Here is a 24,262-nt window from a genome sequence, read left to right as displayed (position 1 = left end):
TAATGTACATGCAATGAATTTATTTTGCTACATTTTTCACAAACTTCTTTGTAAAAAAGAAAGAATTTTAAAAAATATATAAAACACTTGATTCTCCAAAAAATTTGAATTATTATAAAACAAATGTTACCAACAACTTCATAATTCAAACACTCTCGCCTAAAACGTGAGATAGAGGTTGCAATACTTATGAGTATTCTAATGGAGACACAGAGATGTCTATGAAATTAGGTGAAAGGAAGTGTTGCCGAAATCGATAAATTTCTCTGTATTTATCAATTGGGGCTGTTTTCGAATAGAAACAGAACTGTCATATGTACAAACGTGTATGTATGAAGAGCTATCTACAAAAAAGAGATATCATTTTTTATGATATTCCTTTTTTGGCGGTTTTTTTATTAGCTCCGTTTTCTGTTTCCCTTTTCCTGTAACAGCACCATCCTCACTTATTTGAGATGGTGTTTTTTGTTTTTTCTCTGGTAACTACAGGAATATTGGGATTTATATATGTCCTAATCTATTCTTAAAAATGGACGAAAGAAGGAATTCGTAATGGAAACGATTGTACAAAAATTTGGTGGTACTTCTGTCGGAAGTGTTGAACGCATTCAACATGTAGCAAATTTAATTATTGAAGAATATGAACGAGGACATAGCATTGTCTCTGTCGTTTCAGCAATGGGAAAAAGTACGGATGAACTTGTAGCACTTGCTAACGCTATTACTGAAAATCCAAGTAAACGTGAAATGGATATGCTCCTATCTACCGGAGAACAAGTAACCATTTCATTATTAACAATGGCACTACAAACAAAAGGTTATAACGCAATTTCATTAACAGGATGGCAAGCTGGTATTACGACAGAATCTGTACATAATAGTGCACGGATTACTGATATTAATATTGGTCGTATTCAGTCTTACCTTACTGAAGGCACGATTGTTATAGTAGCTGGTTTCCAAGGAGTAAGTGAAGAAAATGAAATTACCACACTTGGCCGCGGTGGCTCCGATACGACTGCTGTCGCATTAGCTGCGGCACTAAAAGCAAAAAAATGTGATATTTATACGGATGTGACCGGCGTATATACGACTGATCCACGAGTTGTACAAGATGCTTATAAATTAGATGAAATTTCTTATGACGAAATGTTAGAGCTTGCAAATCTCGGTGCTGGTGTATTACACCCACGCGCTGTTGAATTTGCTAAAAATCATAATGTAGTTTTAGAAGTACGATCAAGCATGGAACAAGAAAATGGAACAATTGTAAGGGGAGAATGTAACATGGAACAACAATCAATCGTTAAAGGTATTGCATTTGAGGATAATATTACACGCGTCACAATTAAAGGATTAGAACAAGGTGCACTTTCAACAGTTTTCTCTACATTAGCAGCAGCACATATTAATGTAGATATTATTATTCAAAGTATTACAAATGAAGGAACTGTTCACCTCTCCTTCTCGATCCATTCTAATGATTTAAGAGAAACATTAGAAGTATTGGAACAAAACCAAGAAGCACTTCACTATGAATCTGTAGAACATGAAAATCATTTAGCGAAAGTATCAATTGTAGGATCAGGTATGGTATCTAATCCAGGTGTCGCTGCGAATATGTTCACTACTTTAAAAGAAGAAGGTATTCATATTAAAATGGTAAGTACATCTGAAATTAAAGTTTCCGTTGTCATTGATCGCCTTCATTTAGTAGATGGTGTTGAAGCCCTTCATCAATCATTTATGGCGAAAATTGAACCTTTAGTGCAAATGATTTAATTTCCGCCGGTAAAACTTACAACAAATTATATTAATCTATTTCCTTCCTATATAAATAGAAAGCTGTTCACATAGAATTTTAAAACTCTATGCAGACAGCTTTTTATCTTGTTATCGATATCCGAAAATCATTATAAAACAATTAAGTTATTCGTTATACCCTTTCCTAGGAAATATAAATGACTCTACTTATTTCTTATCACATATACACTTTCGCTCTTTTCCTTGAAAAAACGATCTATATTCATTCAAAATAACTTTTTTCACATCAGAGTAAAAAAGGGAGAGTAGCTCTTATTACACAGCTACTCTCCCCCACACTTATATTAAAACAGATGAATGTTTTCTTTCTTGCAAGCTTCGCGTAAATCGTCAGGCCATACAGAAGATTGAACTTCACCGATATGCGCTTTACGTAAGAAGTACATGCACATTCTTGATTGTCCAATACCACCGCCAATTGTTAATGGTAGTACATCTTCTAATATACCTTTATGGAAATCATACTCACGTTTAAAGTCATCACCAGTTTTCGTTAACTGCTCATCAAGTGATTTACTATCAACACGAATTCCCATTGATGATAATTCGAACGAAGCTTGTAATACTGGATGCCAGAATAAAATGTCACCGTTTAATTTCCAATCGTCATAGTCAGCTGCACGTCCATCGTGTTTTTCACCTGAACGGAGTGCATCACCAATTCCGATAATAAAGACTGCACCGTGTTCTTTCGCAATTGCATGTTCACGATCTTTCGGCGTTAATTCTGGATATTTATCTTCTAGCTCTTGGGAAGTAATGAAAACAACATCTTCTGGTAAATACTTTCCAAGGAACGGATACTTTTCAAATAAGTGGTCTTCTAAATCTTTGAATATTCCATAAATTGTTCGTACTGTTTCTTGCAAGTATTCGACAGTGCGCCATTCTTTTTGAACAATTTTTTCCCAATCCCATTGGTCAACGTAAATGGAATGTGTTGCATCTAGTTCTTCATCGCGACGAATCGCGTTCATGTTTGTATATAAACCTTCACCAGCTTCATACCCATACTCATGTAATGCAAACCTTTTCCACTTCGCTAGTGAATGAACAATTTCTAACTCTTCTCCTGAATGTAACATATCAAATTCAATTGGACGTTCTACACCGTTTAGATGATCGTTTAATCCTGATTTTTTCGTTACGAATAATGGTGCAGATACGCGGAATAGTTCAAGGCGTTTTGCTAATTGGTCCTCGAAAAATGTTTTAACTTCCTTAATTGCGATTTGAGTCTCTCTTACTGTCATTAATGATTGATACATGGTGGTTTCCTCCTAAAATGTTTGGATGTTGTGAAAAGAAGCCAACAAAAAAAGCCCTTCTTCCCCAAAAAACTGGGACGAAAGGCTTTGGTTCCGCGGTACCACCCAAATTAGCAACAGAGGTTGCTCACTTATACAGTACGGAGATAAAACATCTCGATACTGCTCTTCTTGTAACGGCGAAGTACCCGGCTAAGTCTACTTTCCTATAAAGGATTTCGGTTAGCAACTCCAGGAGGTTCTTCATAATAGGCTTCGTATCAGGCTCACACCAACCCTGACTCGCTTAGACTACATCCTACTACTACTCGTCCTTTCATAGTCGTTTTGTTGTCACATCTCTGAAACATTTTATTAATGATTATTCTATACAAAAAATAGATAAAGTCAACAAAAAGTTTTAAAATATTTTTCAATTCTTTATTTTATGTCTTTACCGACTGTTCTTAATATAACATTTTTATTTCCTTTGTCTCTTCAATCCAAAAAACATTTCACTAACTGAAACTAACATATACACAACCAATAATGTGATCGTTCGAAAAATAGAATCCGCAGTATTTCTTATTATTTTCATTTTATTTGTAATTCCTTTCAGTTTACTCGCAATTTCATGATATACTATAGCATTCAAGCAGTTTGTTTTTACTTAAAGCAAACATAGTCATTTATCGATAGTATTTTTCTAAAACATTGGCTATTATCAAATCAGATTTTTTATATAACGGAGTGATCATATGAGTAAAACGAAAGCAAAACCGAAAAAAGGTGTAGGACAAGGTACAGGAAGTAAAGGATGGAACCGTTGGCAATCAAGTGCAAAGAAAAAGGCAGCTGCAAAACCGTACAAAAGTAAAGGTACAAAGAAGTAATTTAAATAGCGTTTGATTTCTTTACTTTGCACAAAACAAAATTTAATTATTACAACAAAAAAGCTATGCTCTCATAAATTTGAAAGCATAGCTTTTTTATATTAAATCATAAGAATGTCTCGAATTTCTTCCTCAGTTATAGAGGATAATTTCCCTTCTCCTGGTTCAATTACTTCAGCAATTAAATTTTTCTTAGTTTCTTGTAGTTCATGCATTTTCTCTTCAATTGTTCCGTGGGCTACTAACTTAATAACTTGCACCGTATTTTTTTGTCCCATTCGGTATGCTCTATCCGCTGCTTGTTGTTCAACAGCTGGATTCCACCATAAATCGTATAATATGACTGTATCTGCACCAGTTAAGTTAAGACCCGTACCACCAGCTTTTAAAGAAATGAGAAATAAATCTCCTTCTCCTTCGTTAAAACGATCACATAACTCTACACGCTCCTCCGCCGGTGTACTCCCGTCTAAATAAAAGTATGGAATTGCTTGACGATTTAGTTCGCGACCAATAATGGAAAGCATCTTCGTAAATTGAGAAAAAATTAAAATTCTCTTCCCTGTACTTCTACATTCCTCTAATATCTCTAACAGTTGTTCAAATTTAGCTGAACTGCCTTTGTAATCATCAACGAATAAAGCGGGATGATTACAAATTTGGCGTAATCTCGTTAAACCAGCTAAAATTCTAATTTTATTTTTACGTAACGTATCTTTGTCTAAATGCTTTAACGTTTCTTCTCTTAACTTCGCTAAATAAGCAGCATATATTCTCTTTTGATCTGGTAACAACTCCGATGACTGTAAATGTTCTATTTTATCTGGAAGCTCCTGTAATACGTCCCCTTTCAATCGTCTTAATACGAAAGGTTTTACGCGCTTCGCTATATCTTCACGTCTTAAATCACCAAATTCTTTTCTTCCTGGTAATAGTTCTGGGAAAACGACATGAAAGATAGACCATAGTTCTTCTAATGAATTTTCTACAGGTGTTCCCGTTAGTCCGAAACGATACTCAGCTTGAATTGTTTTCACTGCTCTTGCCGTTTGCGTTGTAGGATTTTTAAACGCCTGTGCTTCATCAAGAAACAGTGTATGAAACGGCTTTGCATACAACCTTATATCTCTTCTCAGTAATGGATATGACGTAATTACAACATCAAATTCTGTTATATCCTTTAAAATCTTACGGCGTTCAGTTTGATTCCCATCTGCAATAACCGCTCGAATATGAGGGGCGAATTTTTTCAATTCACTAAGCCAGTTATAGACGAGAGATGACGGAGAAACGACTAATATGGGCATTTTCTTATCTCGAACTTCCGGCAAGACAGAATCTATAAAAGCAATACTTTGCAGCGTTTTCCCAAGCCCCATATCGTCTGCTAAAATGCCTCCAAAACGGTAATAGGCGAGTGTTTTCATCCACTCAAATCCATACACTTGATACTCTCTCATTTCTGCATGTAAAGTATTTGGCACAGCAAATTTCAATTTTTTCGGGTTTTGAATATTTTCTACTAACTCTTGAACAGAATCATCCAAACTTAAAACATTTCCTTCGTGAAGTCCGTTCATCCATTTTACACTCCGAATAAGCGGAACATTCACTTCTTCCCCATGTAAAAATTCTTTTCGAATACCCGATTCTTTTACAAACTGATTAATTTCATTAAACTCTTTGCTCTCCAGTGATAATAAAGAACCGTTTGCTAATCGGTAATATTTACGTTTCTCTTCAAGAGCCACTAATACCCCTTTAATTTCCGCTTCCGGTATTCCTTTTATATCAAAGCGAAATGACAACCAATCTATTCTTTCTTTTCTTCTCACTCTAATAAGAGGAGCTGTGTCCCCTTTATGAATTCGTAATTTGATTGCTGTCGTCGCATAAATATCAAGTAAACCTTTTAATGTTGGAACGACGTGATATAAAAAATTGTACTCTGCTTCTTCATTATGCATAAAGTAACCGCCTTCCGTTTTCGCAAAGGCACTTTCACTCATAATATCTAAAATCTCTTTTTCTTTTTTCTCATCACGATTAAAAACAGACGGCTGTCCATCTTCTTCTAGTGGATTAATTAAGACGTTTCCATAGTGAAATTCAAGACCCGCTAACAAGCGATTTTTAACTCGATCTAAATATAATTTCGCTTTTAATACGGGGGTTTCAACACGCTCTGATACTACTTCATCTATCCGCACAGTTCCTAACTTCATTAAACCTGGTATAACTTTCGCTACGAAATATTCCATCTTATCCGCCGGAATATATAATTGGTTACTACTAGAGCGATTCATCATTTTTTGTAATTCGATAAGCCGCTTGCAATCCTCAGTGTTCAACTGATACAGCTTCCCTCCAAATAGAGCATAACTATATGTATCCATTACCTCAACTCGTTGTAAGCCATCAATATAAAGTGTAAACCCACCGTTACTCCCTTTATTAAACTCAAACTGTAAAGGAAGTAGTCCTTTTGAAGTTTGTAGACCATGAAAAGATTGTCCATCTTGATTAAGTCTCACACACTCAACTTTAGAAAGTAAAGAAAGCATATCCGTCCAAGACGCTGGTGGTATTAAAATCATACTCTCATCTTGTTTCGCATGAACTTCTAGCGCATCCTCATACATTTTTTCATTGTGATACATTTTAATAAGTTGCTGAATAATCGCATCTGTATCTTGTTTAAAGCTATGTACATCTGGTGTATATGTAAATTCATTGGAACAATTAAAATTTTCTCTTTTCTCCACTTTAGAAAGAAACTCTCTAATTTGATTTACGAAATACGTTTTGGCAAGTTTCAGCTGCATTCCTAGAAGGGCCCCGCCTTGTTTCGTAACTACTGGTGTACAAATAAATTCAACATGAAGTATTTCACGTGTATCAAAACGATGTTGTTTACTTTTTGGTCTCAGTGGTTTATCTGCAAACAACTGAAACATCCCACTTGTTAATTGATCATTTCCGCTCATGTTTTCGCTACTAGCGGGGAGCATTCCACCCGTTTGCTGATTATAATTTATTTGTATCAATACTGCCGCAACATGTTGACAGTACGTTTGAAAAGAAGCTAACGAAGGACAACTACATCTCGCAACAACATCACCTTTTTTAGCTTTTTCTACTGTAACATGAAAATCTTCGTTCCCTTTTACTGTCGCCTCGCAAATCTCTTTAACTTCATCATATTGACTCACTATCACTTTATTTGATTTATAATAAGCTTCTCCTCTTTTATATGAGGTTTCTCCGCATACTTCTTTAATAATCGATTTATTTATATTAAAACTCAATGGTGCACCCCCTTACGTTACTCATTTCATTCTATAAATATTTTACATGTATACTCCAGTAAGTAAAGTCGTATATACGATAAATAAAAACAAGTCCCTTTCTCTATATAATGAAAGGGACTTGTCTTTTAATTAATTGATGTCATCTAAATACCATGATCCATCTTTTTTCACTAAATCATACGTATACGTAAATGATTCACCTTGCTCTCCTTGAACTGGTACACTTACTTTCACACTTAATGTTAATGGTGTTTCACTTACTCTTGAGAATGTTTTAATTGCCTCTGTATTATAAACATTCGTTACAGGGTATAAATAATATGGATTTAATATCCACTGTCTATTATACTTATAAGCTTTTTCAAATTGCTTCACTGTAAATTTCGGCTCATAAAACTTTTTCATATGTTTTTGTAAATCTTCAAATTTTTCTTCTTCCGGTGATTTTACTGCTGCTTGCAAAATATTATTTGCGTGCTGTTCTGCATCTAATATTAATTGCTGAGCACTTGGTAAAGATAAACCTGATAGTGCTTGCTTATCTTCCTCACTTCCCGAAACTTGAGCACTCACCTTGCCTGTTAACCCTTTATAAGCGACATTAATATCGGTCGTATCTCCTATTTTTGCATCGTCCTTTACTGTTACTTCTCCAAATTCATTCACGATAACGAAATCTTTTGAACTTTTGTAAGTAAGTAGGTTAGGTTGTGTTACTTTTTTATAACGGTACTTCTCAACCGGTAATCCTAATTTTTCATATTGTTCAATTACTTCTACCGGCACAGGTATTGATAATCGTACTAATAATTGCTCTTTCTGCTTTTTCATAACAAATGTTTTTTCAGGATCTACTTGTAACTTTGTTGGCTTCACGATATAAACCGGAACTTCTATTTCTGACAGTACTTTTCCATCTTCCACTAACTCAAATAGAAGGTTTACTTTCTGTTTTTCTTTTACATTTGATTTTGCATGAATTGAAAAATTATTTGTATCTTTTCGTTTCGCTTCTACTATACTATTATTTTTACTCGATACCCGTATTTCTTGATTTTTCGATAATTTATCAACTTTCATTTTTAATTGTTCATCATCGAACATCCTTTTTACTACTTTTAAATCCGTATCTTCTCCCTCTTCAAGTAACAAATAATCTTGCGCTGATTGTAAATCTACTTTCTCACAATTACTTAATTTAATAAAATCACCATTGATATCTAATAACGATTTCTTAATTGCAAAAATATCAGCATCAATTAAACTTGCCTCTAGACCAGCTTGCACATAATACCCAACTGACCCTTTTGCGCAAACATCTTTATATGCATTCCATATATTAGCATCAACTTCTTTTATTCCACCCGATGCTCTTGCCATCGCTTCTAATTTCAATCCCGCTTCAAAATCGGCCCCTATTAAAATTAAATTAGCAAGTGTTAAGCCACCTTTTACTTCTACACCTGCTTTTCCATCAACTTTTGCTTCCCCTGTTAAATTAACGTTAGGACCTCTTTTCGTATGTTTACTTACAACTTCGCCATTTTCAATTCCCGCTCGATACGAATCTATTTGGGTAACGTCTACTTCTACACCCAATGATAAGTCTGCTTTGGCAACTATCGAACCTTCAACCATTAAACCTAAAGCTGGATTAGCTGGATTTTGCACACGAAAAATGAACAGAGATTTTTTAAATGTCTTAAGCGAAATCCCTTTTTTATTTATTATTTCTTGCCATTCTTCAAAAGATTTATCCTCTAAGTTTTCTCTATCACATGATACTTCCGTTCCAAAACATTTAGAGTAATCAAAAGACAATTTCAAATTTCTCTCAACATCACTTTTAATAATAAATTTCAAATCATCCAAGTCAGTTGCGTTTTTATAAGCCACATCAAAATCTATATCTTTAATTTTCATCTCACCTTTTACAGCGAAAGTCACATCATCATTAAGCTTTAGCTCATTACCTTTCAATTTAACATCGACATTCATACTAAATTCATTTTTATCAATGTCATATTCAGCGAATGCACGTTGTAATAAATGATCTGGTGACATTAATGCAAGTTGATTTTTTTCTTTCTCACCATTGATTTTCTGCTTAAAAGGGCTTAAGAATGCTGGTTGATTATTTTTCAACGTTACACCTTCAGCTAAATATACAGGCACTGCATTTTCTCGCGTTACTGGCATTTTACCTTTTACATCTATTTTTTCAATTACTTCTTTAGCCTCTGGCTTTACTACTTTTACAATCTTCTCTCCATTATTTCCATCTGTTATAGCGATGATTTTAATAACAACCCCAAGTGGATTATTTGGAATCGGTGGCAATATTAAAATGTTATCATTTTTCAACTCTTTCAATTTTGCTGCTTCATTTTTAAATGTGAAAGTATCTTCTTGAGTTTGCTCTATATCATATTTATATTTTTCTTTAATTTCATACACATTCTTTTTATATACAATGTCAGCCTTTTCAGTATCTTCTCCTGTACCTGTACCAGCATCGGTATTATTGTCGTTATTACCATCCCCAGTCACTGGCTCATCCTTCTTATAGTCTATTACTTTACTAATAACTACCGTTGCTTCAGCTCTTACTAACGATTGCTTCGGTTTAAATGTTCCATCTGGATATCCTGCAATAATCCCTGCATTTACTAATGCTGCTATTAATTTTGGATTTTTCGTAAACTCTTCTTTATCTGTAAACTTTATTTCCTCTTCTACTTCTTTTAACTTTAATACTTTCGCTATTATAAGCGCCATTTCTTCCCTTGATATTTCTTGCTCTGGTTTAAAACTACGCCCATAATCTTTCGTTTCAATTATTCCTTCTTTTAACGCTGTTTCGATATATTTATTGGACCATTTCCCTTTCGGTACATCTGTAAATGTTTCCTTATCATTTACTATGTTGTACCCTTGCTGTAACACAGTCATTGTTAAAAATTGTTCTCTCGTCAGTCGATCTTCTGGACCAAATAAACCATTTCCTTTTCCAGATACTATCTTTAAATCTTTTAATCTCTTTATATATTCATAAGCCCAATGTGCAGGAGGTACATCATCAAAAATGTATGCATAATCTATTACTTGAGCGATTACTGTCGTTGCTTCAGCTCTTGTTAATGTTTGTTTTGGCTTAAACGTCCCATCTGGATATCCTGCAATAATTTTTGCATTTACTAATGCAGCTATCAATTTAGGATTTTTCGTAAATTCTTCTTTATCTGTAAACTTTATTTCCTCTTCTACTTCTTTTAACTTTAATACTTTCGCCATAATAAGCGCCATTTCTTCCCTTGATATTTCTTGCTCTGGTTTAAAACTACGTCCATAATCTTTCGTTTCAATTATTCCTTCTTTTAAGGCAGTCTCGACGTATTTATTGGACCATTTCCCTTTCGGTACATCTGTGAATGTTTCCTTATCATTCACCATGTTGTACCCTTGTTGTAACACAATCATCGTTAAGAACTGTTCTCTCGTTAGACGATCTTCTGGACCAAATAAACCATTTCCTTTTCCAGATACTACTTTTAAATCTTTTAATCTCTTTATATACTTATAAGCCCAATGTGTCGAAGGTACATCTTGAAAAACAAATTCATTTGTATTACTAGCTGCACTTCCTAAACTATTTCCCACCTTATTCTTGTCATTTTCAGCGTAGGCTGTTACACCATTTAATATTAACGATATAAATAGTATGAAAATCACACTCAATTGAAATATGTTTTTTAACTGATTTCTCATTTCATTTTCCCCTTTTGCATTCAAAGTGAAATAAAAGCAAGTGTACTATGTTATTCAATAGTAGAAAGAACAGTCTCTACGTTAGCACCATCTCCGACTTTCTTAATAAATGATTTCCCAATATTTAAATCTCCTGTTATCGTTGGAAGCAATAAATAATCAAGCCATACAGTTTCTCCTGATTTAATAGAGTTAACTACTCGACTCATTTCTGTTCCTGGTGTATAAACAAAGTTTTTCTTTTCCGCTTCATTTAGCTCTACTTTTAAATCATAAATAACGTTTGGAGATTTATTTTCAATTCCTACCTTCACTAAATATGGGAAACCTTTATTTGCCTTTTTATCTACTTTAATATGCATCTTCACTCCGTCTTCTCCATATACCTCAATAGGCTTAACTGTTTTAAATTCAGCAGAAAGCTGTTCATCAAATGGATATAGTGTAGATGAGAAATTAGCACCTAAATGATACTCACCTTTTTTATCGCCACGAATATACCACTCGGCTTTTTTAACTTCGTTTCCACCTATCGTTCCTAAATGGATTGTTTCACTTTGTTTTGCGTTAATTGGGGCCAAACTTAATCCTTCTGGTAAATTTAACGATACATTTGTATTTGTTAATTCAAACGGTTCATCTGCAAAACTTTGAATCATCACTTCCACTTTAAAGAACTCTTTCAGCCAACTTACTTTCCCTGGGACAACCATATATCCAACTGCAGGAGGAGCTTCCTTTTCTGCAAAACGTTCGTTTTGAATAACGACTGGATATACTTTGAGCTCACCTGCATCACCATTACCAATGGATACATCTAAGTCACCTTGAATAATTTTTCCTACATTGTTAATGATGTAATCAACCTTTTTTTCCTCATTGTCTATTTTTAAATGTAATTCAAACTTATATACGTGACGATTATCTGGATGGTTTACATCAATTCCAGCTTTCTCTATTTCTTCTTTCGACATTTGTGTTACGTTCATCTTCCCATCAAATAACTGCGAAGGTTCTAATACTACTTTTTTCTTCGTCCGCTCATCTTTCTTTACATCTACGTCTACTAAAGATGGCTTATACCCTTTTTTGTAAACGTATACTTTATACGTACCTTCTTGTGGTTTTAACGACAAAGTACCATTTCCATCTGTTATGAGCTTATTCAATTTCTTTTGAGAGTCTTCTAAAACGACGCTAACATTATCAATTCCTCGTCCATTTCCATCTTGCACTTCTAATAATAGCCCTGTCTCTTTTTCAGTTACTTCAACAGGAATCCTTAAACTTTGTTTATCTTTCGTTATCGTAACAGTTGCAGTTCCTTTTTTATCTTGAGCTACTAATTTCCCAGAAGCATCTACTTCTACTACAGATGAATTAGAAGATTTAAAATTCACACTTTTTGTAATATCTTTCAGCGAACCATCTTCATATAACCCTGTAACTTTTAGTTCATATGCTTCTTTCGTTTTTAATGCAATTTTCTCCGTACCAACTTGTAATGCAACGAGCGGATTCTCTACTTTTACTTTTACTTCCTTTTTTATATCTCTTACAGATACTGTAATAATAGATTCTCCTTCTTTTTGCGCTACGATATTTCCGAACTTATCGACTTTCACGTTGTCGTTGTTACTAGAAAATGTCGCTTCATTATTAATTGGTGAACGATAATTCTCCTCATAAACGCCTGTTACTTGTAACTTTTTCGTACCGTTAATAGGTAATGTTATATTAGATTCCTGAAACTCAAGGTCCTTTAATCCATTTTCAACGTATATTGGAACACGTATCTCATGATTTTTATAAATAACTACAAGTGTAGTCTGTCCTTGTCTAAGACCTTTAATTTCTTTATTCTCTATTAATTCGGCAAGATTCCCATCATTTATCCAAAAACTCACTTGGTTTGTAATATCTTCTTCTCTATTTTCATATTTGGCTTTTACAACGATGTTATCTTTAGCACCTTCTTTTATTGTAAATCGATCCTTATTTAGTACAATCTCTTTTTCTTTTTCTTTTACCTTAACCAACATTTCAGTAGTATAGTTTTTATAGGTGATTTTTAAAATTGATTGACCTTCCTTTTTTCCATTAAGGTATAAATTATCTTTGCCGATTTCTAGAACTTCTTGATTACTTGAAATTATCTGTATATCTTTCGGATTCAACGTTTTCCAAAGTCCATTATCATACTGTGCTTGAACCCAGTAACTAGTTGTTTCGCCTACCAATAGCTCATTAGAGTAATAGAGATTTAGCCCTACAATTTTACTGTTTGATTCTTTAACATTAATATCTAAAGTCTTCTTAATACCAGCATATTGAATAGTAATCGTTGCCACTCCAGGACCTATCGCCTCTAATATTCTGCCATCTTTTACTTGAATTATATTTTCATCGGAACTGATGATTTGTACCCCATTATAAACTTCCTCTTTTTCATTTCCTTCATAAACACCTTTAACTTTGACCTTGGTAGACTCACCTTCAGTCATAGAAGTACTATCAGCTATTACTTCAATATCCTTTAGAGCTTTTTCAACTGAAATATGTCCCCACCCAGGTGTATTACCGTAAGTAACTTTCATGTCTATTGCTCCATATTGTTTTCCAATTATTTTATTATTAGCATTCAATTGTACAATATCAGAGTTATTTAATTCTAACTCTACCTTCTCAGTAACGTCTATTTCCTTACCATCCCTATATTGTGCTATTACTTTAAATTGTTGTTCTTCCCCTATTGCTAATTTTATAGGTGTAGGTTGAATTGATAGGCCTCTTAAAAATAAATTATAATTACCAGATCCCAAGATTCTTATTTTTTCAGACGGTGAATATAATGAAATTTGCAAATCTCTCTCTTCTTTATTCACTTCAACTTCAATATCCTTTTCTGACTCGCCTTCCTCAAATATTAACTTCCCTTGATTCTTTATTTGTTCTGTACTATTCTTTATTTTTGGTATAGCTAATTTCCACTCTACACTATCTTGCTTTGATAAATTATTTGTCCTTTTAAACGTCGCTACTATTTTTACTTTCTCTGCACTTATATCTTTTGATGAAAGACTTTTAATTTGGATTTCACTTTCCTTTTCTGCAGCATCTTCAAATTTAATGGATTGAACAAGTAAATTTGAATCCACACCACTATCCCGTCCATCAGCAATTATTAACTTAATTTTATTCCATTCGTTCACATTCAAATTGGATTTAGCTTCAAGTACTGTACTCATTCCATCCATTTCTGTATTTTTAGTACTCTTTGTATTTGAGACATAATAACTTCGATGCCACTGATTTATAGATGCAGTTGTTATAGGTTCATTATAAGTATTTGGTACAAATGCAACGTTCTTATCATTAACAAACACTCCTATAGCATCACTATACCAAGAAAACTCCTCATACTCATCTGAAGCGAGTACATACTTCATGTTCATCCTTTCTTTTGAAGGCTTAAGTTCAAACTCCAAAACACTCGCATCAAATGTTTTTGTCCCGCCCCCTAATAATCCTTCTAATAAACTATCACCTTGCTGATTATTTATTTGTGTATAACTATTATATTTATTAGGTCCAATAATCCCTTTCGCATTACCTGTACTTAAAATAACTCCGTCTTCAATTCCAAAAATATTTTGTTTCGCTTGAAATGTTCCAGCTGCTTGATTTGCCCCTTTATATGTTACATTTCGAATTTCCACTCCGTCACCCACAAGCTTTTTCGCTAGCTGTTCTGCTGTCACATTATCATCTAATGAGGATACTGAAACATCTGAATTATTACTCTTACCAGCCTCTTGTATACTCTTGATTTCGAATTTTCTGTCTTTATTAGTTATCTCTTCCCCATTTGCTTTTAAATAAAAACCTGGTAGCTGTAAACATAAAATAGCAATGATAAAAACTGTTAGCACATTTTTAAAATACTTATATTTTCCTCCCAACTAATTATCCCCTCTCATATTTTCTCGACTATGTAACTTCCTGATTTCACTCCTTTCTTTTCATTCTATTGGAAGCACATAATTATATTAATCTATTTCTATTATTGAATTCAATAGCATTTATTATTAATTGTACGTTTATTCTGAAAATACTTTTCGACATAAAATAAACCAAATCTATGTAAGATTTGGTTTATTAATGATCATACCCTATATCGTATCTTTTCACTCTATCTCCATCAACCGTTTCGCCTCAAAATACAACACTTGAATAAATTTCTTCGTATTAATACGTATATGCCCAGAAGTTGCCACTTCATCCTTCGTCATTTCTGTCATACGTTTTCTAACTACAGTGAAATCAAAAAATTTCGGCGCATAGCTTTCAAATTTCGGATTTGAAAAGTCCGTTAATCCTAAGGAAGCTAAATGATTTAACGATTGATAAATTGCTCTACGTACCCTTTGCTCAGATGCTTTTTTCTCTTTATCAATATCCGTATCTACAGCTATAGCCCCTAGTTTCTTTATCGTAATATGATGGAAAATATCTTTTAGCGCAGGAAATCCAAATTCAAACGTTTGCTCTTTTTCTTGCCCATATAAATATTCCAGCATACTAAGTAAGTCTTTACTTCCATTCTCTCCCGCAATACCAAGTTCTGATAATAAATAGCGTCCTGAATCCGCTATTTTTTTCCCTTCTTGCATTGGCTCATTTCGAACTTGCGGTTGTTCCCACTTGAAAACGTTATTCAATGATTTTTGAATATCATGTATAGAGCGTTCCAAGCGAATACGTTCCATCACTTTTCGTACAACTGATTCAACCTCAATTTTATTTAGTGGTTTTGTAATATAATATTCTACTCCAAGTGTATATGCCTCACCTATAAGCTGCTTCGATTCAACTTGAGAAATCATTATGATTTTCCCAGTAAAAGAGGATGCAATATGGCGAACTGTTTCAATCCCATCTCGCATTGGCATTAATAAATCAATAAATAAAATATCTACTTTTTTAAAATTTAGTTGATCTGCTTCAATAAAAGCTCCGTCTTCCGATTCTCCAATTACTTCCCCAAGATCGCCATCTTCAATAATTTGCGAAAGCATAGAACGGAAAACTTCATCATCATCTACGATATAATAAAACAACTTTATTCCCCTTCCCGCTTTAAACTGCACTCCGGTAAACAAACGACAAACTTACACCCTTCACCAGTTTCCAGGTCTTCCAATCTTACTTCTCCTCCGAGCTCTGTTACCATTTCGTTTATGTAAGAAAGTCCAATTCCTGTTGATGGTGTTCCTGTTTGATCATACTTTGAAGTAAATCCTGGCTTAAATACTAGTTTTTTATATTTTTGCGCAATACCAGGCCCATCGTCAATTACTTCAAAAAATATACGTTTATCAAGTTTATATAACTTAATAATGATAGCACCATTATCCTCAATTGCTTCAACTGCATTTGCAACTAAGTTGTTGAAAATTGATAAGACTGTATACACATGATATTCTGCATGTTCACCTTCTATATGTTTAAAAAAACGTATATCTTTTTCCAACATGTCAGCGTACTTCTCATTTATTCTCACAATCATTTCCGCAAGCTCATGACCTTCTACATACTCAGCCACATTTTTATCTAATAACAATTTAGATAATCCTGCAAAAATTCTTTGATTATCCTTTTTTATTTCATGCACTTCTCCCGCTATTTTCAACGCTGTTTTACTATAATTTTCTATACTACTTGAATCATCGTTCGCTTGTAAATTCCGATATAATTGATACGCTTCTTGTGTAATTAACTCCGCATTTTGCAGCGTTTTTTTCAAATGAACGGATTCCACATATAAATTAGAAAGGTGCATCAACATTTTCTCATTTTCTTTTCGCACTTGTGATTCTTTTAATTTCGTTTCATACAAATTCATCATATTTAAAAAACCAAGCGCAAAGAAACTACGAAAAATAGCAATAATGATTAGCTTATTCACTTCAGAAATTGTTATCGTTGTACCAAGTACTACCATATGATAAATCGCAAGTTCCGACATACTTGCGATAATTTCAATTGTAATCCCAAGGCAGCCAATTATAATTGGCTTCTGATGGAACTTATTCACCCTAAAAAGCGAAAAAAGACTTCCATAAATAAAATAATAAAAGAACACAGGATAGCGCAAATAAAATGATTCTGTCATATGAAATGACCCTTGCAACACCCAATCAAGACATACGCGGAATAAGACTACAGATATACCGACAAGAATACCTGCAGCTGCTGCTGGTATTTTTCTTAAAAATAGTAACAAAAAGAAGAAAAGCGGTGTCCCGAAGCTAACACGAAACGTATCGTTGAAAGGATGAAAATTCAGCTCTCCAGCAATCGGAACAACAATCATTAAAATAATTAAAAGAGACATATCTTTCTTCCATAATTGATTCCAATTCAAAGCTGCCACTTCCTATGTATTTTTTCAAAAATGTACAAGTAAAGCCCGCTTATTATAATAAACGGGCTTTTTTTCTATATTCTAACCTTTTCTACCGCTTTTATTTGACGATACTCAGGCTCCCACATTGCGTCTTTCACTGCAATCTTAATATCGTTATCACTTAAGTTTTCTCTAGCAACACCTTCTGCAACTGCAACTTTCGCTACTTCAATTGCAACCATTTCAGAGATATTACGTAATTCTTCAACTTCTGGTAAGATAGGTGCACCTGGCTGACTTGTATCTACCATACTTGCAACCGCTTCTGCTGCCGCCGCAAACATACCGTCTGTCATTACGCTTGCACGAACAACAATTGTTCCAAGCCCAAGACCTGGGAAAATAAGTGCATTATTTGATTGTCCAATCACATACGTTACACCATTGTATGTAACTGGATCAAACGGACTTCCTGTTGCAACTAACGCTCTTCCTTCTGTCCACTCGATTAAATCTACTGGCTTCGCTTCAGCAAGTGGCGTTGGATTCGACATTGGTAAAATAATTGGTCTTTCTACGTGAGAAGCCATCTCTTTAATAATCTCTTCTTTGAATGCACCAGCAACAGTTGATGTACCGATTAAAATTGTCGGTTTCACATGTTTCACAACTTCAGCAAGTCCGATAGCATCACTTTGTTTCCAATCATTCACTTCAGCTTCTTTTCTTGCATATGGAATTTGGAAATCAAGAAGATCTTCCATATTATTTGTAATTAACCCGTTACGATCAATACACCAGAAACGCTCATGTGCTTCTTGTTCTGATAATCCCGCGCGAACCAGTGCGTCTCTTACTTGATCTGCGATACCGATTCCAGCTGTACCAGCACCAAACACAACTACACGGTGTTCACTCAAAGGTACACCAGAAGCTTTCACTGCCGATAATACTGCAGCAAGTGAAACTGCACCTGTACCTTGAATGTCATCATTAAACGTACATACGTCATGACGGTATTTGTCTAAAATTTTTCGTGCATTACGAGAACTGAAATCCTCCCAATGTAAAAGTGCTTTCGGGAACTTATTACCTACAGCTTGTACAAATGTATCAATAAATTCATCATAAGCCTCACCAGTTACACGTGGATGGCGATTTCCAATATAAAACGGATTGTTTAATAGATCCTCACGGTTTGTACCTACATCTAAAATTACAGGTAATACGCGACTAGGATCGATTCCAACTGCGGCCGTATAAACAGCTAGCTTTCCGATTGCAATGTTAATACCACCAACACCCCAGTCACCAATTCCTAATATACCTTCGCCATCTGTTACAACGACTAAGTCAATATTTTCAGCTGTTGCACCGATATTTGAGAACGCTTCTTCAATACCTGAAGGATCGTTAACTGATAAATAAACCCCACGTGGTTTACGATATTCATGACTATATCTTTGAATTGCTACACCAACAGTAGGTGTATATACAATTGGTAACATTTCACGTAAATGATCTGTTAGTATACGATAAAATAATACTTCATTTCGATCATGTAACGCAGTTAAGTATACATTCTTTAATAAATCATCCGGCTGAGAACAAAATTGCTCATACGCTCGGCGTGCTTGTTCATCTAACGTTAAAACTGCTGGTGGCAATAGCCCCTTTAGTCCTAACTCTTCTCTTTCTTCTTGTGTGAAAGCTACCCCTTTATTTAAAAGTGGTGTTGATAATACTTCTACTCCTCTTAATGCTGTTTCTAATGAACCATTAGAAGCCACTGTAAACTTACTCATAACATCCCTACCCCTATTCGTATATATCATTTCTATATTGTAAACAAAAAAGAGGGGATTGTCCCCCCTCTTTTTTTAATTTTTCTTTAAAAGAGTTGCTCCTGCAATCCCTGGGTGTGTCATTTCGAATGGGTCTAGAATTAACTCTAAGTCTTCTTGTGACAATACACCATTTTTCACACAAAGTTCTCGAACGGATTGACCTGTTGCAATTGCTTCTTTCGCAACACGAGCTGCTGCTTCATAACCGATATGAGGGTTCACGGCTGTAATAATTCCTACACTCTTCTCAACATACTCTTTTAAGCGATCTTCATTCGCTTCAATTCCTTTTAAGCAATTATCTGTAAAGGCACGGAAACCGTTGTTCATAATGCTAATAGATTGAAGTAAATTGAAAACAAGTACTGGTTCCATAACATTTAATTCTAATTGTCCCGCTTCTGAAGCAAGGCAAATCGTATGGTCGTTACCAATAACTTGGAACGCAATTTGGTTAATAACTTCTGGCATAACAGGGTTTACTTTCCCTGGCATAATAGAAGAACCTGGTTGACGAGCTGGTAACATAATTTCTGCTAAACCAACACGTGGACCTGATGCCATTAAGCGAAGGTCATTCGCAATTTTAGACATGTTCATCATACATACTTTTAGTGCTGCAGACACTTCTGTGTACGCGTCTGTATTTTGCGTCGCGTCCACTAAATCTTCTGCACCAACAAGCGGTAATTCACTAATTGTAGCAAGATGTTTTACAACTGCTTCAATATACTCTGGATCTGCATTTAAGCCTGTACCAACTGCAGTTGCTCCCATGTTTACTTCATATAAATGTTGACGTGATTGCTTAATACGTTTCATATCACGATCAAGTACGCGAGAATACGCTTTAAACTCTTGTCCAAGACGAATTGGTACAGCATCTTGTAAATGCGTACGCCCCATTTTAATAACATGGTCGAATTGCTCTGCTTTTAATTCAAATACATCATGCATATAACCCATCGTTTGTAATAAGCCTTCTAACGCATTTAATGTCGCGATATGAATCGCCGTTGGGAATGCATCGTTTGTTGATTGTGCCATATTTACATGGCTATTTGGACTAATATAATGATAGTCTCCCTTTTCCATTCCTAATAATTCAAGAGCACGATTGGCAATGACTTCATTTGCATTCATGTTCATTGAAGTACCTGCACCACCCTGAATTGGGTCGACGATGAAATGATCGTGCCATTTTCCATCTAGAATTTCTTGAGCAGCTTCTGCGATCGCGCCGCCTTTATTCAATTCCAATCTACCTACATCTGTATTTGCAAGTGCCGCTGCTTTTTTTACAACTGCGAATGCTTGAATTAAACCTTCATGAATTTTGTAACCTGTAATTGGGAAGTTTTCTACTGCACGCATTGTTTGTACGCCGTAGTACGCATAATTGGGTACTTCTTTTTCACCTAAAAAATCTTTTTCAATTCGCACACCATTTTTAACTTCAGTTAATGTTGCCATCATTATTCACTCCTAAACGATTTCTTATGCTGCTTTTGTTTGTTTGACTGTTTCTACATATTGTTTTGCTTTCTCATCATCGAATTCGCCTTCCCACTTCGACATAACAATGGCAGCTAATGCATTTCCTAATACATTGACAGCTGAGCGAATCATATCTAAAATGCGGTCAATTCCCGCAATCAATGCGATGCCTTCTAGTGGTAATCCCATTGATCCTAACGTTGCTAATACAACAACGAATGATGCACCCGGAACTCCCGCCATACCTTTGGATGTTAACATGAGAACGAATAATAGCGTTATTTGCTCCGTCAGTGACATGTGAACACCGTACATTTGTGCAACGAACAATGCCGCTAACGCCTGATAAATAGCTGATCCAGTCAAGTTAAATGTATAACCTGTCGGAATTACGAAAGAGGCAACTGCCTTTGGACAACCGAACTCTTCCATCTTTCTCATTATATTAGGTAAAACAGCTTCTGAACTTGCTGTCGTAAATGAAAGAATAAGTTCTTCTTTTAAAATTTTTATTAATGTAAAAATGTTTACTCCGACCATTCGTGCATTAATACCTAATACAATCACAACGAATAGTATAACAGTTACATATACAGCTAGCACTAGTTTTCCTAAAGGAAGTAGTGTGCCTACACCAAATTTTGCAACCGTAACAGCAATTAATGCGAAAACACCAAATGGTGCAAATTTCATAACTTGATTTGTGACCCAAAACATCGCTTCGAGCACACCTTCAAAAAAGTTAAAGACAGGCTTTCCTTTTTCTCCAATTGCCGCAACTCCTAAACCGAATAGTACTGAGAAGAATATAATCGGTAATAAGTCACCTTGTGCGATAGATTCAAATACGTTTTTCGGTACAATATGAACAATCGTTTCAGCAAAACCTTTCTTCTCTGTTGCATCTGCTGTTTGTTTATAAGAAGAAATATCACTTTGCTGTAAACTATTCATATCAACGCCAGTACCTGGCTGGAATATATTCGCTGCAAGTAATCCCATTAAAATAGCAATCGTCGTAATAATTTCGAAATAAAGAATTGTCTTACCGCCCAGCTTCCCAAGCTTCTTCATATCACCTACACCAGCTACCGCAACAATTAATGCTGAAATAACAATTGGTACTACAATCATTTTAATTAAGTGAATAAATATATCCCCAATTGGTGTGATATAAGAAATCGCCGTTTTATTGCCATAAAAGATTGCCCCTACAACAATCCCTAAAACAAGTGCGACAAAAATTTGTGTTGCCAATCCGAATTTTTTCATTTATGTTCATCCCCTTTATGCGAACGCTTTCATTTCGTATTTATAAAAGCTACTCACACATCATATAAGCAAACCTACAAAATCATACAAAAACCTACAAGTTCGTCACAAAAAATTCAAATTTTTTTCTTACATTTTTCATTGACACCTTTTTTCGTAAAAAGAAATAAAATAACTTGATAAAACATCAGATTATTTCGTATAATCTAAAAGATATACAAATTCAAAATAATCGAGTGCGAAAAGGAGTGGATGTTATGAAAAATCACGTGAAGAAGTTCATCATATCTATTTCTTTTCTATTTCATTTTCTTACGAAGGAACAAAGGCATTCGCCTTTGTTCCTTTTTTATTGCAATCTATATAGGGGGAATTGTTATGAAGCCATATAAACGTGTCTTAATTAAATTAAGCGGCGGCGCTCTTGCCGATCAATCCGGAAATAGCTTTAACTCCAAACGATTAGAACATATCGCAAACGAAATAATATCCATTATTGACCTAGATATCGAAGTATCCATTGTCATCGGCGGCGGTAACATTTTCAGAGGTCATCTAGCTGAAGAATGGGGAATTGATCGTGTAGAAGCTGATAATATCGGTACGCTAGGTACGATTATTAACAGCTTAATGCTTCGCGGCGTTTTAACAAGTAAAACAGATAGGGAAGTACGCGTTATGACTTCCATTCCTTTTAATGCAGTAGCTGAACCATATATTCGCCTACGTGCAGTACATCATTTAGATAACGGTTATGTTGTCATATTCGGTGGTGGTAACGGGCAACCATTCGTTACAACAGATTACCCAAGTGTACAAAGAGCAATTGAAATGAATAGCGACGCCATTTTAGTCGCAAAACAAGGAGTAGACGGTGTCTTTACAAGTGATCCTAAACATAACAAATCAGCGAAAATGTACAGTAAACTGAACTATAACGATATTGTTAGGCAAAACATACAAGTAATGGATCAAGCAGCTTTATTACTTGCTCGAGATTATAATTTACCGGCACACGTCTTTAACTTTGATGAGCCTGGCGTTATGAAAAGAATTTGTTTAGGTGAACATGTTGGGACGTTGATTAATGATGATGTTTCGATGCTTGTGCATGAAAAATAGTATTCCCATTAACAAAGGGTGCCTTTTATAGACACCCTTTGTTCGTTAATCATCACAAATAAAAATCAACCCATCCAACTACTTTCTCCTTACAACGCTCCCAGAAAGATAAGTTGTCAAAAAATGTTTCTGTCATCTCTTTCGAATCACCAATGTCTTGCGTTAACGCCTCATTCACTTGCGCTATGATAGATCCACCATGAATATACAAATTCATCTCATCATTTATATAAAAACTACGTGCAGTTATGTTCGTTGTACCGATAACGGTTAATTCATTATCAATAAGCATTAACTTCCCATGGAACATCCCTTTTTTATAGCCATATACAGTAATTCCATGTTTAACAGCTTGACGAATGTAAGGATATGCCGCCTCTTTAATGAGAGGAATATCTGGTTTATATGACCAAAGGATTTTTACTGTAACACCCCGTTTTTGTGCTCCAAATAAAGCATTCATTAATTCTTTATTTTTCGCTATAAAATAAGGCGTTGTAATTACAATCGAATGCTTCGCTTGTTTTATTAACTCTATATATTTTTCAGCAACATAATGCCCATTGTAACTGGCCATAGTATGTAATGTATTCCCTTTACTAGCTTTATTTGTACTTCTTTTTATGTCTTCTTTCGTGTCTCGTTTCCAATCTAAAGCGAACTGTTCTTCTAAATCTTTTGCTCCTTCTCCTCTGAGCCGTACATGGTAATCACGCCAATATCCAAATCGCTTATCTTTTCCTAAATATTCATCTCCCATATTAAACCCACCCGTATAACCAATTTCCCCATCAATCGTCGTAATACGGCGATGGTTACGATGATGTAGAGAATAAAATCCAAATGGCAATTCAGGTTTTCTACTATATGTAAAGTGAACACCGTTCTCTTTTAATTCATTTTTCAACTTTCTGTCAAAAGATAAATCATTAATTAAGTCGACCGACAAATATACGGTCACCCCTTCTCTCGCCTTTTGCATTAATAAATTTAAAAAAGTGTAACTACTTTTATCATCTGACAAAATGTAAAAATAAGTGTAAATGGAGCTTTTCGCTTTTTTAATATCTTC

13 protein-coding genes, 1 pseudogene, 1 riboswitch and 1 other annotated feature are annotated in these 24,262 nt (G+C 34.7%); of the genes and pseudogenes, 3 read left to right on the top strand and 11 right to left on the bottom strand.

The features are described 5' to 3' along the window. Positions 1 to 164: 164 nt before the first annotated feature. A riboswitch (Lysine riboswitch) is annotated at positions 165 to 351 on the top strand. A gap of 201 nt (positions 352 to 552) precedes the next feature. Next, entirely contained in the window at positions 553 to 1,782 is a 1,230-nt protein-coding gene (locus KI356_RS16255) for an aspartate kinase (protein ID WP_212935906.1), read from the top strand. Between the two features lie 189 nt (positions 1,783 to 1,971). Here the strand turns inward: KI356_RS16255 and KI356_RS16250 are convergent. Together KI356_RS16250 and asnA are read right to left on the bottom strand one after the other, a co-directional pair. Next, positions 1,972 to 2,070 (bottom strand): annotated as a pseudogene (locus tag KI356_RS16250) (helix-turn-helix domain-containing protein); the annotation flags it as partial. Between the two features lie 38 nt (positions 2,071 to 2,108). Continuing rightward, positions 2,109 to 3,092: an aspartate--ammonia ligase gene (gene asnA / locus KI356_RS16245; protein WP_002118166.1), complete on the bottom strand. Its 984-nt coding sequence runs from the start codon at positions 3,090 to 3,092 to the stop codon at positions 2,109 to 2,111. A 70-nt stretch (positions 3,093 to 3,162) separates the two neighbouring features. Next, positions 3,163 to 3,421, bottom strand: a binding site (T-box leader). 408 nt (positions 3,422 to 3,829) lie between these two features. On the opposite strand from asnA, the gene KI356_RS16240 reads away from it, so the two are divergent. After that, complete coding sequence (locus KI356_RS16240) at positions 3,830 to 3,964, top strand: DUF3934 domain-containing protein (protein ID WP_000047588.1); 135 nt, start codon at positions 3,830 to 3,832, stop codon at positions 3,962 to 3,964. A 101-nt stretch (positions 3,965 to 4,065) separates the two neighbouring features. Here the strand turns inward: KI356_RS16240 and KI356_RS16235 are convergent, their stop codons facing one another. The 8 genes from KI356_RS16235 to KI356_RS16200 form a co-directional block, all read right to left on the bottom strand. Then, complete coding sequence (locus tag KI356_RS16235; RefSeq protein ID WP_212935905.1) at positions 4,066 to 7,272, bottom strand: DEAD/DEAH box helicase; 3,207 nt, start codon at positions 7,270 to 7,272, stop codon at positions 4,066 to 4,068. 132 nt (positions 7,273 to 7,404) lie between these two features. Beyond that, positions 7,405 to 11,043, bottom strand: a complete 3,639-nt coding sequence (locus KI356_RS16230; protein WP_212935904.1) for an S-layer homology domain-containing protein — start codon at positions 11,041 to 11,043, stop codon at positions 7,405 to 7,407. Between the two features lie 50 nt (positions 11,044 to 11,093). Beyond that, positions 11,094 to 15,005 carry a choice-of-anchor L domain-containing protein gene (locus KI356_RS16225; protein ID WP_212935903.1) on the bottom strand — a complete coding sequence of 1,304 codons (3,912 nt, stop codon included), beginning with the start codon at positions 15,003 to 15,005 and terminating at the stop codon, positions 11,094 to 11,096. A 225-nt stretch (positions 15,006 to 15,230) separates the two neighbouring features. Further along, on the bottom strand, positions 15,231 to 16,163 hold the full coding sequence (locus KI356_RS16220) for a response regulator (RefSeq protein WP_212935902.1): 933 nt from the start codon (positions 16,161 to 16,163) through the stop codon (positions 15,231 to 15,233). Between the two features lie 2 nt (positions 16,164 to 16,165). Then, on the bottom strand, positions 16,166 to 17,479 hold the full coding sequence (locus tag KI356_RS16215; protein WP_212935901.1) for a sensor histidine kinase: 1,314 nt from the start codon (positions 17,477 to 17,479) through the stop codon (positions 16,166 to 16,168). 65 nt (positions 17,480 to 17,544) lie between these two features. After that, complete coding sequence (gene malS / locus KI356_RS16210) at positions 17,545 to 19,257, bottom strand: oxaloacetate-decarboxylating malate dehydrogenase (RefSeq protein WP_212935900.1); 1,713 nt, start codon at positions 19,255 to 19,257, stop codon at positions 17,545 to 17,547. A gap of 75 nt (positions 19,258 to 19,332) precedes the next feature. Further along, the gene (aspA, locus tag KI356_RS16205) at positions 19,333 to 20,772 is read right to left on the bottom strand and encodes an aspartate ammonia-lyase (protein ID WP_212935899.1); all 1,440 of its coding nucleotides are present in this window, start codon (positions 20,770 to 20,772) and stop codon (positions 19,333 to 19,335) included. Between the two features lie 24 nt (positions 20,773 to 20,796). Next, positions 20,797 to 22,068, bottom strand: a complete 1,272-nt coding sequence (locus KI356_RS16200) for a cation:dicarboxylate symporter family transporter (protein ID WP_128281488.1) — start codon at positions 22,066 to 22,068, stop codon at positions 20,797 to 20,799. 378 nt (positions 22,069 to 22,446) lie between these two features. Here KI356_RS16200 and pyrH point away from each other — a divergent pair, with 378 nt between their 5' ends. Next, on the top strand, positions 22,447 to 23,190 hold the full coding sequence (pyrH, locus tag KI356_RS16195; protein ID WP_002012233.1) for a UMP kinase: 744 nt from the start codon (positions 22,447 to 22,449) through the stop codon (positions 23,188 to 23,190). A 52-nt stretch (positions 23,191 to 23,242) separates the two neighbouring features. Here pyrH and KI356_RS16190 read toward each other — a convergent pair. Continuing rightward, positions 23,243 to 24,262, bottom strand: a 1,020-nt coding sequence (locus KI356_RS16190; protein ID WP_212935898.1) for a phospholipase D-like domain-containing protein, incomplete at its 5' end; no start/stop codon positions are given.

It is taken from the genome of Bacillus hominis (assembly GCF_018332515.1).
Lineage (GTDB): Bacteria > Bacillota > Bacilli > Bacillales > Bacillaceae_G > Bacillus_A > Bacillus_A hominis.
This window is presented reverse-complemented; position numbering and strand designations above follow the sequence as displayed.